This is a genomic window from Faecalibacillus sp., assembly GCF_047023275.1.
GTDB lineage: Bacteria > Bacillota_I > Bacilli_A > Erysipelotrichales > Coprobacillaceae > Faecalibacillus.
Map to the genome: position 1 here is coordinate 90,845 of NZ_JBKYAR010000001.1, position 14,276 is coordinate 105,120.

The 14,276-nt window shown below is 28.4% G+C and carries 14 protein-coding genes; 8 read left to right on the top strand and 6 right to left on the bottom strand.

Annotated elements, in window-relative coordinates:
- From ypdE to ACLVEP_RS00460, 3 genes are all read right to left on the bottom strand, one after another.
- Positions 1-1,047 (bottom strand): aminopeptidase, encoded by a 1,047-nt coding sequence (gene ypdE / locus ACLVEP_RS00450; protein ID WP_412582123.1) that lies wholly within the window; start codon positions 1,045-1,047, stop codon positions 1-3.
- Positions 1,040-2,947, bottom strand: a complete 1,908-nt coding sequence (locus ACLVEP_RS00455; protein WP_412582124.1) for a BglG family transcription antiterminator — start codon at positions 2,945-2,947, stop codon at positions 1,040-1,042. The genes ypdE and ACLVEP_RS00455 overlap by 8 nt, the downstream gene beginning before the upstream one ends.
- A 217-nt stretch (positions 2,948-3,164) precedes the next feature.
- Positions 3,165-3,773, bottom strand: coding sequence for a hypothetical protein (locus tag ACLVEP_RS00460; RefSeq protein ID WP_412582125.1), 609 nt, complete (start codon positions 3,771-3,773; stop codon positions 3,165-3,167).
- Between the two features lie 184 nt (positions 3,774-3,957).
- On the opposite strand from ACLVEP_RS00460, the gene ACLVEP_RS00465 reads away from it, so the two are divergent.
- The 3 genes from ACLVEP_RS00465 (at position 3,958) to ACLVEP_RS00475 (ending at position 7,380) form a co-directional block, all read left to right on the top strand.
- The gene (locus tag ACLVEP_RS00465; RefSeq protein WP_022002595.1) at positions 3,958-4,218 is read left to right on the top strand and encodes a GroES family chaperonin; all 261 of its coding nucleotides are present in this window, start codon (positions 3,958-3,960) and stop codon (positions 4,216-4,218) included.
- Positions 4,219-4,232: 14 nt separating this feature from the next.
- Positions 4,233-5,849 carry a chaperonin GroEL gene (groL, locus tag ACLVEP_RS00470; protein ID WP_412582126.1) on the top strand — a complete coding sequence of 539 codons (1,617 nt, stop codon included), beginning with the start codon at positions 4,233-4,235 and terminating at the stop codon, positions 5,847-5,849.
- Positions 5,850-5,979: 130 nt separating this feature from the next.
- Entirely contained in the window at positions 5,980-7,380 is a 1,401-nt protein-coding gene (locus ACLVEP_RS00475; protein WP_412582127.1) for an ATP-binding protein, read from the top strand.
- Here the strand turns inward: ACLVEP_RS00475 and ACLVEP_RS00480 are convergent.
- On the bottom strand, positions 7,371-8,105 hold the full coding sequence (locus ACLVEP_RS00480) for an acyl-[acyl-carrier-protein] thioesterase (RefSeq protein ID WP_412582128.1): 735 nt from the start codon (positions 8,103-8,105) through the stop codon (positions 7,371-7,373). The genes ACLVEP_RS00475 and ACLVEP_RS00480 overlap by 10 nt on opposite strands.
- Positions 8,106-8,183: 78 nt before the next feature.
- On the opposite strand from ACLVEP_RS00480, the gene ACLVEP_RS00485 reads away from it, so the two are divergent.
- Both ACLVEP_RS00485 and ACLVEP_RS00490 read left to right on the top strand, forming a co-directional pair.
- Entirely contained in the window at positions 8,184-9,362 is a 1,179-nt protein-coding gene (locus ACLVEP_RS00485; RefSeq protein WP_412582129.1) for a CapA family protein, read from the top strand.
- A 7-nt stretch (positions 9,363-9,369) separates the two neighbouring features.
- Positions 9,370-10,194: a D-alanyl-D-alanine carboxypeptidase family protein gene (locus ACLVEP_RS00490; RefSeq protein WP_412582130.1), complete on the top strand. Its 825-nt coding sequence runs from the start codon at positions 9,370-9,372 to the stop codon at positions 10,192-10,194.
- 12 nt (positions 10,195-10,206) lie between these two features.
- On the opposite strand, the gene ACLVEP_RS00495 is transcribed toward ACLVEP_RS00490, so the two are convergent.
- Positions 10,207-10,590: a PAS domain-containing protein gene (locus ACLVEP_RS00495; RefSeq protein WP_412582131.1), complete on the bottom strand. Its 384-nt coding sequence runs from the start codon at positions 10,588-10,590 to the stop codon at positions 10,207-10,209.
- Positions 10,591-10,709: 119 nt separating this feature from the next.
- Between ACLVEP_RS00495 and ACLVEP_RS00500 the strand changes: the two genes are divergently transcribed.
- On the top strand, positions 10,710-11,201 hold the full coding sequence (locus ACLVEP_RS00500; RefSeq protein ID WP_412582132.1) for a hypothetical protein: 492 nt from the start codon (positions 10,710-10,712) through the stop codon (positions 11,199-11,201).
- A 27-nt stretch (positions 11,202-11,228) separates the two neighbouring features.
- Here ACLVEP_RS00500 and ACLVEP_RS00505 read toward each other — a convergent pair whose 3' ends face one another.
- Complete coding sequence (locus ACLVEP_RS00505) at positions 11,229-12,032, bottom strand: MerR family transcriptional regulator (RefSeq protein ID WP_318000380.1); 804 nt, start codon at positions 12,030-12,032, stop codon at positions 11,229-11,231.
- A 180-nt stretch (positions 12,033-12,212) separates the two neighbouring features.
- On the opposite strand from ACLVEP_RS00505, the gene ACLVEP_RS00510 reads away from it, so the two are divergent.
- Together ACLVEP_RS00510 and ACLVEP_RS00515 are read left to right on the top strand one after the other, a co-directional pair.
- Positions 12,213-12,989: an SDR family NAD(P)-dependent oxidoreductase gene (locus ACLVEP_RS00510; protein WP_412582133.1), complete on the top strand. Its 777-nt coding sequence runs from the start codon at positions 12,213-12,215 to the stop codon at positions 12,987-12,989.
- Positions 12,990-13,007: 18 nt separating this feature from the next.
- A complete protein-coding gene (locus tag ACLVEP_RS00515; RefSeq protein ID WP_318000382.1) occupies positions 13,008-14,228 on the top strand; it encodes an OFA family MFS transporter in 1,221 nt (406 codons plus the stop codon).
- Positions 14,229-14,276: the final 48 nt, after the last annotated feature.

Below are 14,276 nucleotides of genomic sequence, written 5' to 3' on the forward strand. Positions count from 1 at the left end.
TTATCCTCCAATAAAATTAATAAAATTTTGATAATCTTGATATGTCAAATGATCTATTAAGCAGTTAACTAACTGTGTCAAACTTTCTAAATCATCACTATGAACAAATGAATAAGATCCATGACAATATCTAAGTGGTATTCCTAAAACAAGTGCCAAACGTCCACCTTTTTCTAAGTGTGCATTTCCAGCATCTGTTCCTCCTCCACCGAACATATCGCTTTGATAAGGTATTCCATGTTCATTGGCTAATTCTTTAACATATTTAATCAATTTTTTATTTGGTGAAAGAGTTTTGTCATAATGAACAATCATTGGTCCTTTACCAATTAAACGATGATTCGTATAGTTTTTAACAAGTTCTGGATTATTTGCAACATCAAGTGCAAAAACAATATCAGGATCAATAAGATGAGTCGCTGTTTTACCACCTCTTACACCAACTTCTTCACTACTTGTTCCTACAAAATAAATATCATTTTCAACATCTCCATGAATTCTTTTCATTGCTTCTATCATGACATAGCATCCTGTTCGATCGTCCATTGCCTTGCCAGCAATCACTTTATCTTGAAGCTGTCTTGCTTCACTAGCAAAACAAACCATGTCACCAACATCAATTCCTAAAGCTTTTACTTCATCTGCACTATCAACTCCAATATCAACGTACATTTCTTTAACGTTACCGTTGCTATCTTTAGTCACATTTAATAAACCTTCCACTTTTTTACCATCTTGCGTCGTAATTCTAACCATTTGCATTTCTTTGCTTTTATTTAAAACTGAACCTAAAGCTACTAAATATACAAAACCAATATCAGAAATATGTCTTACCATAAAACCTACTTCATCTATATGAGCACAAAACATGATTTTTAAAGGATTTGGTGAAGTCCCTTTTTTATGAAAAACAATACTTCCTAAACGATCACTAAAAACTTCATCACTATATTTTGCTAATTCTCGATAGAGAATCGATCTTACTTCATCTTCAACTGATGCTACACTATCAGCATTACTCAATTCTTTTAACAATTCACTATTCATTATTTCCACCTCCTATTTCTTTCATTAAACTCATCATTTCTTCAAAAGAATCAACCTTCGTTAACATTTCAACATAATTACTCTTTTGCATTAAACGATATAACTTTTTAGTTATTACTTTATATATTTCAACTTGATCTTTCTTTAAACAAATCATAAAAACTATTTTTATTTCTTTGCCATTTTGTACAAATGGTTTCTTTAAAATAGCTACAGAAATCATATTTTTAAGTGCGTCTGTTTCAAGTGGATGGGGTATACAAACTCCATTTGTATAAATAGTACTTACATACGATTCACGTTCAAAAATCAAATCAGTATAGCCTTTTTTACCGTAACCTTTATCCTCTAATTCTTGTCCCATCATCCGAATAATATTTTCATAACTATCTGCTTCTATAAATTTAAAAAAATCTTTAGAGAAGAATGAATAATACATAGGATTATCTTGAATCAAAGTATAAGGATCATATTCTTCACATTGTAAAATTTGTTTAATCTTCACTAAATCTCTATCATCAAGTAGTTCTTTAATATAAATAATTGGTGCCTTGATTTCTTGAGATAAAGGCATGATTGTAAAAATTAAATCGGGTTGAAAGGCTTTTAATTCATCTTGTTGTAAAAACGAAAATGTTTGTACCTCTGCTTGAGGAAACAATGATTCAATTTGTATTTTAATCATATAAGCACTTCCACCACCTGATGAACAAACAATTCCAATACGATTATAAGATAACAATTTACCTTGTTTTTCTTTTTCCATATGGGATGCAAAATGCATCGCTACAAAACCAATTTCATCAAATGTCACTTCAACATTATATTTTTCATGTAACATGCTACAAAACTGAAGTGCGATGTTAAACATCATTGGATATGTAATATTCAGCTCATTGGCTAATGGATTTTGATATGAAATTTTATTATGTAATCTATCTATTAATAATGAAACATGTGCTAATAACATTTTCTTAAAGTCTTCATCTTCAAGAAACTTCGTATCATATTTTTCATCTATTTGTTTTATAAATTCTTCAATATCTTCTTTTAAATAATTTGTAAAAGAAGATATTGAACCTATTTCTCTTTTTATATTTTTTTGTAAAACGTCTAAAATTTCTTCTATGCTTTTTGTATTTAATCCTATTGAATATTTCTTTTCTAATATTCCAACTAAAAATTCAACAATTCTATGAATCTCATCATTTTTATCAAAAATAAATTCCTCTTTTTGTTCATCTTGTCTATGTGCAACATAAACAACAATCTTTAAATATTCAGCCACATTTAAAAGTTCATTATAGTTGATTTTCAATCCTTCTTTATTCAACTGCCTAATTAACTTTTGTTCAATGTCATTAAATTCTTCAACAACATCATTTACTGCCGTTTGAATAAAAACATTTTGATTTAAATATTCTTCAACTAAGTACTTTTTAAAAGGTGTCAATTCATAACGTAACAAAATACCATAATGTGTTTTTCTTTCTAATTCAAAATGATAACTCTTTGCTAGATTTTCAACATCATTCATATCATGCTTTATAACAGTCTTAGATACTTGAAAAGTATCTGCAATGTTATCCATAGAAATATATCCAGTTTGAATAGCAAGATAAGCTAAAATTTGTGCTGGTCTTTCTTTAACCTGAAAATAAATACCCTCATTTAAGCTTTCCATAAAATCTTTAAACAATTCTTCATTTGTTATTTCTAAGAGATATCCAGAACCTCTTTTGTTATGAAATGTAAAACCTTTTCGAGGAGAAATACGCATTAAGTATGATAAGTCATTTTGAATCGTTCTTTTTGAAACATCATACTTTTGAACAAAGTAATCTAGTGAGAGATATATATTTGAATTTATAAAATCTTTCATAATTAGATACATTCTCATTGGTATTTCCACCTTCCTCTATTTTTATTATATCAAATTAAAATTTTGTCAAAAGGAAACCTTCTACATTTAAAAATGCAATAATTTTCCTAATCTCATCAAAAAAAGATATTGAATATGATTTTAACATCTCTATCATTTAAAAAGTTAAATATTACAAAATATGAAAGCCATAAAAAAAGAAGTCTAACGCTGTTAGACCTCTAGAAATTATCTTTTAATCAAAATAAGTAATTTTTAAATCTTTAAAGAATGCTTCTGTTCCAATATCAACAAAGAAACCAATATTTCCTCTCATAGATTTATCATGAATCATTTGATCAACTACCAATAATGGTTGAGGATCATCATTTAAATAAAATGTAGCTTTTTCATCTTCAATAACTGCTTTTAAACTGATCCATTCATTTAAATCAATATCTACTTGATTTTCATATTTTGTAATACCATGTTCTCTAAAATAAGCAAATGTATATGTCGGATAAGAAAAATACTGACAACCATGTTGTTTTCTTACTGGATCATCACATTGTCTACCATTTGTTGGTCTTACATAAAATGATTCAAACTTTGTATCATCTTCATTAATACGATAAGCAATACCAATAAATCCTCTAGCAAAATCAGGAGCATCTTTTAATAAACGACTTAACATCTTCACTTCAATAATTCCATTATGAAATGATGAATCAACTAATTTAGCGTACGTATTTTCATCATATTCATTAATTTTTCCACTTTTAACAACTCTTAAAACCTTTTCATTATCAATCACTTCATTTGAAATATGTGTATAATTTTCTTTCCAATTTTCTTTATTAATCATTTCTTATCCTTCCTTTCAATAACATCATAAAGTATCTTTTTTATTTGGTAAAGTAGGCACTTTTTTGTAACCATGATTTAGCACTTAATTAATTTGAGTGCTAAAAAGTTCACATTCAGTTAACATATAAGACTATAATACAAATTAGCACAAGGATATGGTGAGTGCTAAAGGAGTGAATAGTATGATTAAACCATTGCATAAATTTGTATTAATAAAAAAAGAAGAAAAGGAAAATAAAACAGCAAGTGGAATTGTTTTATCTACTGAAAAGAAAGAAGTTCCATCTATTGCAAATGTTATTGCAGTTGGAGATGAATGTACTTCTTCTTTAAAAGAAAATGATCGTGTCATTTATAAAGAATATTCAGGAACTAAGGTAACTGTAGACGATCAAGATTATATTGTTATTGATGAAAAAGATATTATTGCGAAATTTGAATAAGGGGGCAGATATTTATGAGTAAAGAAGTAAGATTTTCAAATGACGCACGTCAATCAATGTTAAAAGGTGTTAATGTTTTAGCAGATGCTGTAAGTGTCACATTAGGTCCTAAAGGACGTAATGTTGTTTTAGATAAAGGATATGGTTCTCCATTAATTACAAATGATGGTGTAAGTATTGCTAAAGAAATAGAACTTGAAGATAAGTTTGAAAATATGGGGGCTAAACTTGTTTATGAAGTAGCCAATAAAACAAATGATGTTGCTGGTGATGGTACTACAACAGCTACCATTTTAGCGCGAAATATGATTGTTAATGGTTTAAAGGCTGTTGACAAAGGAGCTAATCCTGTTTTAATGCGTGAAGGTATTGAAAAAGCAGGTAAAGAAGTTGCTGATGTTGTTTTGAAAAATTCACATAAAGTTGAAACAAGTCAAGATATTGCTTCAGTAGCAACTATTTCAGCTGGTAATGAAGAAATTGGTCAATTGATTGCTTCAGCAATGGATAAAGTTGGTAAAAATGGAATTATTAATGTTGATGAATCTAATAGTTTTGACAATGTCTTAGAAATCAATGAAGGTATGCAATATGATAAAGGATATGTTTCTCCTTATATGGTCACAGATCATGATAAAATGACTGTTGAAATGGAAAATCCTTATATCTTTATTACAAATCATAAAATTAATAATTTACAAGAAATCCTTCCAATTCTTGAACAAATCGTTCAAAGTAATAAACCATTATTATTAATTGCTGATGATTATGAAAATGAAGTTATTTCAACTCTTGTATTAAATAAATTAAGAGGAACATTCAATGTTGTCGCAACAAAAGCTCCTGGATTTGGAGATAACCAAAAAGAATTATTACAAGATATTGCTGCTTTAACTGGTAGTACCTTTATTAATAAAGATATTTCGATGGAATTAAAAGATGTCACTCTTGATCAATTAGGAACAATTAAAAAAGTAATTGTTACAAAAGATCATACAACAATGATTGCTGGAAATAATCCATCAGATAGTTTAAAACAACGTATTGAAAGCATTGAAAATCAATTAGCTAAAACAACTGCTTCTTATGATCAAAAACAATTAAAAGAACGTTTAGGTAAATTATCAAATGGTGTTGCTACAATTAAAGTTGGAGCAACAACTGAAAGTGAATTAAAAGAAAAGAAATTACGTATTGAAGATGCTTTAAACGCTACAAAAGCTGCTGTTGAAGAAGGAATTGTTATTGGTGGTGGAGCTGCTTTAGTAGAAGCTTATAAAGAAGTTAAACCTCGTTTAAAAGCTGTTAATGTTGATGTTCAAAAAGGTATTCATATTGTTATGGAAGCATTGTTTGCACCAATTCAACAAATTGCTGAAAACGCTGGATATAATGCTGAAGATATTGTGGAAAACCAAAAAAATGCCCAAAAGAATTATGGATTCGATGCTAAAAATGGTCAATGGGTCGATATGTTTGAAAAAGGTATTATTGATCCTACAAAAGTAACACGTAGTGCTTTATTAAATGCATGTAGTATTGCTTCCTTGTTTATTACAACAGAAGCCGGTATCGCTGATGCAAAAGATACTTCTGCCACTCCTGCAATGCCAACTCCTACAATGTATTAGTAGATATTGAAAGTGGTCCGGAATGACCACTTTTTTCTTGTATATTTTCCTCAACAAATAGTATAATATAATAAAGTATATCGTAATATACTTTATTATATTATACTATTTGTTGAGAGGAGCTTTCAAAATGTTTATCGGGAGAAAAACAGAGTTAAAACAACTTAATGAACAATATAATTCAAGCCGTTTTGAATTTGCCGTTATTTATGGTAGGCGAAGAATTGGAAAAACATCCTTAATTCAAGAATTTATCAAAGACAAAAAAGCTTTATTTTTTACCGGTCTAGAAACAACCCAAAAACAAAATTTAATAAATTTAAGTCAAGTTATTTTACAAAGCAGCTTAGATGATATCACTTTTAATTCTTTTCAAGCAGCTTTAGAAAATGTTTTTGAAAAAGCAAAGAAAGAGAGAATTATCTTTGTTATAGATGAATATCCTTACCTTGCAAATACATATCCTGCGATTTCATCTATCCTACAATTACTTATTGATAAAAATAAAGAAGATTCTAAACTCTTTTTAATATTATGTGGTTCTTCTCTATCTTTTATGGAAGAGCAAGTTTTAGGATACCAAAGTCCATTATACGGAAGAAGAACTTCTCAATACAAAATAAAACCCTTTTCTTTTTTCGAAACTTGTGATTACTTCAACTCATTTTCTTATGAAGAAAAAGCGTTTATTTATGGACTAACCTCTGGCATTCCTCTTTATATTTCACTATTTCGTGAAAATAAATCATTAAAACAAAATATTATAGATATCTTTTTATCAAGTAATGGTTATCTTTTTGAGGAACCCACAAATTTAATTAAGCAAGAATGTCGTGATCCATCAACCTATAATTCAATTATTCAAGCGATTGCCACAGGAGCAACAAAACTTTCAGAAATATCCAATCAAGTAGGAATCGAAACAGGATTATGTACAACTTATATAAAAAAACTTATTTCTCTTGGAATTATTATCAAAGATTATCCTATTTATAAACCTTCTAAAAAGCAAACTATTTATTTATTAGAAGATCACATGTTTCAATTCTGGTATAAATTTATTTTACCTAATATTTCTTTAATTAATATTGGAATGGGTGAAAAAGTTTATGAAAAAATAGAACCCCATTTTTATGAGTTTATGGGTTATATATTTGAAGATATATGTAAACAATACTTATGGCTTCTTAATATCCGTGAAGAATTACCTCTTTTCTTCTTAAAATTAGGAAGATGGTGGGGAAATGATCCACGTATCAAAGCAGAAGCAGAAATTGACATTTTAGCTTATAATGATGAAAATCAAATTTTATTAGGTGAATGTAAATGGAGAAATGAAGAAATAGATAAAAAAGTTTTAGAAAAAGCAATTTTTAGAAGTGAGCTTTTCTCTTTTCCAAATAAATTTATCTATTTATTTTCTAAAACAGGCTTTACATCTTATTGTTTAGAATACGCTAAAACCAATCCATCTATTCATCTTGTTACCTTTCAAGATATTATAAAAGCTTATGAAAGCAATCAATCATAAGCTTTTTTACTATATCGTCCTGTTATAGTAAAATGTGTTTGTTCTTCAATTTTAAACTCAACTTTAAAACAATCATTCTCTTGTCCATAATATAAATCCACATTGCTCTCAGGAGCAATTTCTTTTTGATAATGCATTGTCATTTCTCCAATAAAATATTTTTCTAATACTTCTTGAGGAATTAAATCCATGACCCATTCAAGATATCTTGCATTATTCATATGTTTATTCAAATCAATGTCACTATATAAAACATGTCTCGAAGTCACTTTATGAGTATCTAATTCTAATAGCGGTTCATATTTTTCAACAAAGCTATTATATTCTTCACATTCAGGAATCGTGATACCCACTTTTTGTGGTCTTACTATTCTTCTTTTTTCAATATCAATAAGTGTCCAAATTGAATAAACGCCACCAACTACTTCATTATTGACTTTTAAATCATATGTTCTAAAGTATTGAATTTTTCTTTCTCCTTTTGCACGTGTAGAAACTGTTAAGTTTTCTCCTACTATAAGTGGTCTTATTAATTTAACTGTTTGTTTAACTAAAACCCATCCATATTTCCCATTAAATGATTCATTCCACAAACCTATTTCTATTGCATTTTTAGTCGCAAGATTAGAAAGTTTTGATAATAAATCAGCATATTTATATTCTCCATAGTAATCTACATTTTGATATTCTATTTCATATTGTTCACTTGTTTCACTATTTTTCATTTTTTCTCTCCAAAATGTTTATTTTTTATTAAATTAATAATAATATATTTATAATTAAAAAGAAAGGATAGAAAACATATGAAGACAACCAATAAGAAAAAAATATTATTTATTTCAATTATTTCCTTAATCACAATATGCTTACTTTTTTATTTTATTTTTTCTTATTTTTCTACCCCTATTCAACCTCGAACAGTACATAAAAAAACTAAAAAAGAACCATCATATCCTACAGTCTCTTTCGTAGCTGTAGGTGATAATATGATCCATGAAAATGTTTATCAATATGCTCTCAAACAAGGAAATAATACAACATATAATTTTAAACCTTGTTATCAACATGTAAAAAACTATATTTCTAGTCATGATTTAGCTTACATTAATCAAGAAACTTTAATTGCTGGTGATTCTTATGGGATTAAAGGCTATCCTAATTTTAATTCCCCAGAATCTTTAATTGATGATTTACAAGATACAGGCTTTAATATGGTCTCTAGTGCGACAAATCACTCTATGGACTTGGGAAAAGATGCTTTAATGTCTTCTGCTCACATTTGGAAACAACACCCTGATATTTTATTTTCTGGTTTATATGAAAATCAAGAGGATCGTCAAACTATCAGAGTTATTGAAAGAAATGGTATTCGCTTTAGTTTTTTAGCTTATACTTTTGGTGTTAATGAAACTAAAAATTATAAATCTATTCAAAAACAATTAAAGACTTATCCTTATATATTAGGTCAATTAGATAAGGAACAAATTAAAGAAGATGTAACCAAAGCTAAGGCACAAAGTGATGTAGTCATTGTAGCTGTTCATTGGGGTAAAGAAGGACATAGTGAATTATCTTCTTTACAACAAGAATATGCTCAATATTTTGCTGATTTGGGAGTAGATGTTGTAATTGGAAACCATCCTCATCTCATTCAACCTATTGAAAAGATAAATAATACACTTATTATTTATTCTTTAGGTAATTTTTTAAGTACAATGAAAGATGTTTATAATCAATTAGAAGGAATGGTTTGTTTAGATTTTGTGAAAAAAGAAAATGAAATCAGTATTGAAAATATTCAATATATCCCACTCGTTAATCATTATAATAATGATGTTGTGACTATCTATCCTCTTAAAGACTATACTGCTTCACTAGCAAGTCAACATAATATTTTAAAAGATCAAAATAATATTGTTAAAGAATTTAAAAACTATGTCAAACAAGTCATCAATAATGATGGTATTAAAATAGAAATGTGAGGTTTATATGAAAAAGAAAATTTGTTTATTATTCCTTATTATATGTATCATTACTGGTATTGTTTTTTTCTATCCTAAAAATAATACAAAAAAAGTAAAAACAACAAAGAAAAAAACACCTGTTATAAGTTATTATCATCAAGAAAATAAAAAACGTTATGATTATTATCAAAAACAACATCAAGATCTAAGTCAAGAGGAAGTCATTACTCTTGTAAATATGAACCGTGATTTTGATTTTTATGGAAAAATCATTAAACAAGAACATCCTAATGATTTAAATACAATTGTTAATAAATATTATCAATTAGATGAAAACTATGAGCCTAGTGATCTTGTTGAAATCAATACCAATGCAGGAACTTATGGAAGTCCTTATAGTAAACATACTGCTAGAAAAATCGTTTATGATGATTTTCAAGCTTTAAAAAAAGCTTGTGCCAATAAAGGGTTTGAATTATATGTAGCTTCTGGTTATCGTTCAACTGCATGGCAAAAAGAAATTTATAATCATATGGTAGAAACTTATAGTGTAGAAAGAGCTGATGAAACTTGTTCACGTCCTGGACATAGTGAACATACAACAGGTTTAGGTTTGGATATTGCTTTAGATCAATATAAATTCGAAGAAGTAGAAAAACATCCTCAATATACTTGGTTTTTAAGTCAATTAAGTCATTATGGTTTTATCTTACGTTATCCTAAAGATACAGAAAATTTAACAGGCTATAGCTATGAAGCATGGCATATTCGCTATGTAGGAAAAGAACTTGCTCAAAAAATAGAAAAAAGTGGTCTTACTTTTGATGAATATTATGCTAGAAACTATTAAGAAGATAGCAAGCTATCTTCTATGTTTCCAATATTCAGTTACAGGTATTTCTGGATTACTTTCATCCCATGGCATTTCATGTCTTTCAAAATAACCAATCACTTGTTTATCATGATTACGAACAGGAACAAAGAATTCTCTTTCTCCTGTTTTTTTATTATATGTTTCAAACATCTCATCTTCACCAGCATCAGCTCGTTTTAAAAATTCTTCTATTTTAATTTTAGAATTTTCATTATGACAATTAAATAAACTTTGATTGATTTGTACACGATTTCCATATCTTTCTTTAGCTGTTTTATTCATATATCGAACAATATGTTGACGATCAACAAAAACAACTTCATAACTATAAGCATCTAAAATACTTTCTAATATTTCTTTTGTAATTTCCATTTTATTCTCCTTTTTCATTTATTATAACATATTGTTTTAATGATTAGATTTTTTAACACTATACTATTTTTGTTTTTTCTTGTATAATAATAAGGTAATTATTCAAAGGAGCGTCTTTTATGGGAGATTTAAAATATTTAGTGCCTATTTTAGTAGCTGTTGTTTTAGTTTGGTTTACTTACCTTATTGTTAACTTCGTAGCTACAATTATTAAAACAAAGAAAAAAGATGAAACAATGATTTGTGGAGTCATTAAACAAGGAAAAGTATTTTATGGAATACTTACTGTTATTTATCTCGTTATGTTTGTTTATTGTATTTATTACATGATTTCTCATTTATTAAATGGAGATGTTGATAGTGTTTATTTACCATTAAATGCTTTAACTATTTATTCAATTGCTTTCTATTTTACGATTCAATGGATTATTTATTTTGGACAAAGACAAGTTTTAATTGGTCGTGTTATCTTTGATTATCGTAAAATTAAAAGAGTTTCTTATCCAAAGAAATCAAAATTACGTTTTACATATGGACAAAAAGTATTAGAAACAAATATTCGTTTTATTGATGATTCAATTCTTAAAAAATCATTACAAAGAACAAGATAAAAAGCAATTTCATTCGAAATTGCTTTTTTATTTAATAGGAATCCAAATATTATGATAATTAAAATATTCCTCTTCTGGTTTCCACATCGAAACAACCTGAGAAATCACATCTCCTGCGAGTTGAAGACTATTTTTTTCCATATATTCAAATGCTGGCTTTAAAACTTCGTAAGTAAGTATTTGACTTGAACGTGATGAAATCGTCATATAAAGACATAATTGTTCAGGATAATAATGAACATATTCACTTTCTTTAAGATCTAATACTCCTGCAAATTCTTCTTCAACACCTATTCCATAATAAAATTCTTTATTTTCATTTTCTATATGTTCTTTAGGAAACACTGCTGTAGAAAAAACAAAAGGAATTTTTTGACAAAATTCTTTAAGTTCTTCACGTTCTTCTTTCTTTAAATCAATCGTATAACATTTTTGAGTATCTATTCGATAAATTCCTGGTCTTTTTTGTAAAGTAAAATTTAAATTTTCACTACGACTAATAAGCTTTCTATTGGTACGTAATCTTTTTAATAAATTCATTTGATAAATAATATTTTTTTCTATGATTTGTTCTTGTTTTTCTAACAAATCATCAATTTCTTCTAAAGATTTACTTTGTAAGATACCTGCAGTCTCTTCAATAGACAGACCAAATCCAAGATAACAACGTGCTCGAATCAACATATGTAAATCCCATGTCGTATAATAACGATATCCTGTTTCTTGATCATGAATAGGCGCAATGATACCTTTTCTTTCATAATAACGAATTGTTTCAGCGGTAATTCCTAGTATTTTTGCTAATTCTCCAATTGTATATGTATTGTACATAATCCACCAACCTTCAAATAGTTTTAAAGTTTTCGCCTTATTATAACATATTTCTTTATTTTTTTACTGATTTTGACTTCATTTTACCCTATTGACTCTCAAATTGTTTGAGAGTTTAAAATGACTTTGTTAAAAAAATAACATGTGATGTTAAATAAATAACAAAGGGAGAGAAAAATTATGGAAGAAAAAAAAGTTGTTCTTATCACAGGTGGAGCAATGGGACAAGGTCGTGCTCATGCTTACAAATATGCTGAAAATGGTTTTAATGTTGTTTTAGCTGATATGTTAGATCCATCTCATGAAGCATTTAAAGAAACAATTGCAAATTGTGAAGCTAAAGGAGCAAAAGTTTTAGCTAAAAAAGCAAACATTACTTCTACTGAAGATATGGAAGCATTATTTGCAGCTGCATGGGAAACATTTGGTCGTTTAGATGTTGTTATTGCTAATGCTGGTGTTATTAACTTCGGTTATACTTGGGAATTAACTGATGAACAAGTTGAAAAAGTAATGGATATTAACTTAATTGGTACTTGGCGTACTGATAAATATGCTACTCAATATATGTTAAAACAAGGATTTGGTCGTATTATTAATATTTCATCAACTTCTGGTTTATATGGTACTCCTCAATTAGCTACTTATTGTATGAGTAAATGGGGTATTTTAGGATTAACTAAAACTCTTGCTAAAGAAGTGGGTTCTAAAGGAATTATTGTTAATGCTTTATGTCCTACTAAAGTTAAAACTCCAATGTGTGAAACAATGGATTATGTTAAATTCATTAATGATTTAACTGGTAAAGATTTCAAATCTGTTGAAGAAATGTATGCTGGTGTACCATTCCTTGAAGTAGAAGATATTGCAAGTATGGTTTATTGGTTAGGAACTAGTAGAGAAGCTGGTAAATTCAATGGACAAGGTGTATCACTTGATTTAGGTACTTTACAATAATAAGGGAGAAAAGAGAATATGAAAATTACAAAAGCAACACGTTGGCGTGTTTTTGCAGGGGTTTGGATTCAAAGTTTATTCACTTCTGCCACTGCATTCTTTAGTTTATTCTGCTTGCCATTTTGTAATCAATTTGGATGGAGTAATTCAGATTTTTCAATGGCATACACAATTTATATGTTTATCTACTGTGCAGTAGGTTTCCTTGGTGGTATTTTAGCTGAAAAATTACAACCAAGAGTTGCTATTTATATTGGTTTAGTTTTATTTGCTGGAGGATGGATCTTAACTGGTTTTGCTTCATCTATTCCATTCTTATATATTGCTTATGGTGTCATTGCTGGTGCTGGTGCTGGAACAATTTATCCTGCATGTTTACCAACAGCATTAAAATGGTTCCCAGATAAAAGTGGTTCTATCTCTGGTTTAGTTCAAGCTGGAGCTGCTTGTGGACCTTTCATTATGTCACCTATCGCTCAAATGTTAATTGATAATTTTGGAGCACCAATGGCTTGTAAAATTTTAGGTGTTGTTTTCTTAATCGGTGTTGGAGCTGTTGCTTGGATGATCGTTCCTTGTCCTGATGGATGGACTCCTGAAGGTTGGGTACCAAGTGCACAACAAAGCAAAGAATTACATACAAAAGATTACAATATTCCTCAAATGGTTAAAACTCCAATCTTCTGGGTATTATTAGTAATGTTTATTTTCGCTAATGCTGCTGGAACTATGATGGTTTCTGCAACATCACCAATTGCTCAAACTCAAATTGGTTTATCAGCTATGGATGCTGCTTTATGTGTAAGTTTAATGACTTTATTTAATATGTTTGGTCGTTTATCATTTGGTGTTATTTATGATAAATTAAAAGGATGGAATTCTTTAATTCTTGTCTTAATCTTAAATGGTATTTCAATGATTATGTTAACAATTGCTCATTCATTTGCATACTTTGTTGTATGTATTGCTTTAGTTGGTTTCTCATTTGGTGGATTACTTGTTGTTTTCGCTCCAATGGTTAAAACAATCTTTGGTTCTAAATATTATAATAGAAACTATGGTTTAATCTTTATTGGTTATGGTATTGGTGCTTTCGTTGGTCCTAAGATTTCAGCAAGTTTCTTTGATGCTACTGGATCTTACGTAATGGGATTCATTGGTTCAGCTATTCTTGCTGCAGTTGCTGTTTTATTAGTCGTTGTTGCTAAAAAACTTGCCAACAAAATGTTAAATGCATAATTTTAAAGGGATGAAAAATTTCATCCCTTTATTTTATACTTTCCTTTT